Source organism: Pseudomonas sp. PME37.24/006, assembly GCF_055556635.1.
On sequence record NZ_JBVHNL010000198.1, the window covers coordinates 1 to 256 of the forward strand.

The window sequence follows — 256 nt, forward strand, 5'->3', positions numbered from 1 at the left end:
GAGCCTGCTGTGGACGCTGCCCGAGACGGTCGAGCGCGGCTGGCTGCTGATCGCCGCGCTGGTGATCTACCTGCCGATCACGTGGGTGTGGGTCCTTCTCCCGACCCGTCGGCGCATTTCCGAGCCCGGTGATGCGGAGGCGGATGAGCGGCTCTCCCCGCCGCGCTGGGCCATCGCGCTGGCGCTGTTCGCGGCCGCCGTCGTGCCCAACGCCGCGTTCGCCGCGGTCAGCGAGGCGGGCCGGGCCCAGCCGTTC

1 protein-coding gene is annotated in these 256 nt (G+C 73.8%); it reads left to right on the forward strand.

The window, feature by feature from the left end:
• A partial coding sequence (locus ACZ3GY_RS24390) for a hypothetical protein (RefSeq protein ID WP_465912365.1) occupies window positions 1-256 on the forward strand: 256 nt, incomplete at both ends.